This window comes from Clavibacter lycopersici, assembly GCF_003576405.1.
Lineage (GTDB): Bacteria > Actinomycetota > Actinomycetes > Actinomycetales > Microbacteriaceae > Clavibacter > Clavibacter lycopersici.
In genome coordinates, this window is sequence record NZ_QWGT01000420.1 from 1 (window position 1) to 1,106 (window position 1,106).

The 1,106-nt window shown below is 77.9% G+C and carries 2 protein-coding genes; both read right to left on the bottom strand.

What is annotated here, in order from left to right:
• Window positions 1–233, bottom strand: a 233-nt coding sequence (locus DZG00_RS15640; RefSeq protein WP_119455829.1) for an ATP-binding cassette domain-containing protein, incomplete at its 3' end; no start/stop codon positions are given.
• Window positions 230–1,090: an ABC transporter permease gene (locus DZG00_RS15645; RefSeq protein WP_119455830.1), complete on the bottom strand. Its 861-nt coding sequence runs from the start codon at window positions 1,088–1,090 to the stop codon at window positions 230–232. The genes DZG00_RS15645 and DZG00_RS15640, both read right to left, overlap by 4 nt.
• Between the last annotated feature and the right edge of the window lie 16 nt (window positions 1,091–1,106).

Sequence of the window (1,106 nt, forward strand, 5' to 3'; positions counted from 1 at the left end):
ATCTCGAGCGCGCCCGCCCGGACGTCCGCGCCCGGGCCGGCGAGGCCGAGGAGGCTGCGCGCGGTCACGCTCTTGCCGGAGCCGGACGTGCCGACGAGCGCGAGGCACTCGCCCGGCGCGATCCGCAGGGAGACGCCGCGGACCACGGGGACGCCGCCGAAGGACACGCGGAGGTCGTCGACGCGCAGGGCGGGCGGGGCGGCCGGGGCGTCCTGCCCGGATCCGGCGCTCACGACTCGCGCACCCGTCGCTCGAGCGCGCGGCCGAGCACGGTCGACGCGGTCGCCGTGAGCACGATCATGAGGCCGGGCACGACCGTGAGCCACGGGGCCGAGCCGATGTAGGTGCGGCCCGCGGCGAGCATCGCGCCCCACTCCGGATCCGGCGGCACCGTGCCGAGCCCGAGGTAGCTGAGGGAGGACGCCCACACGATCGCCTGGCCCACGCCGAGCGTGCCGAGCACGAAGAGCGGCGCGGCCGTGTTCGGCAGGATGTGCCGCGCGAGCACCACGAGCGGCGGGCGGCCGAGCACGGTGGCCGCCTCCACGTACGCGGAGCGGCGCACCGACATGACCCGCCCGCGGATGATGCGCGCGTAGCCGGGTGCGGCCGAGATCCCGACGGCGAGCGTGGCGCTGCCGATGCCGGGTCCGAGGATCACGATGAGGAAGAGCGCGAGCAGCAGGCCGGGGAACGCGAAGACCACCTCGATGACGCGGTTGACGGCGAAGTCGGCGACGCGGCCGAGGAGCGCGGCGGCGAGACCCAGTACCGCGCCGAGGCCGAGCCCGATCGCGGTGGCGCTCACGCCGATGACGAGGCTGGGGCCTGCACCGTGCACGACGCGCGTGAGCACGTCGCGGCCGGACTCGTCGGTGCCGAGGAGGTGGCCGGCGCCGGGCGCGCGGAATGCCTCGGCGGGGGCGATGGCGAGCGGGTCGCCGGGCGCGACGAGGCCGGGCGCGAGGGCGGCGGCCAGGAGCGCGAGGACGACGAGCGAGGCGCCCGCGGTCCCGAGCGCGGCCAGGACGCGGACGGGCGGGCGCACCGGCGCGGCGGCGAGGAGCGTCTCGGCGCGGGGGTCGCTCATCGCGCGGCCGCCGGGC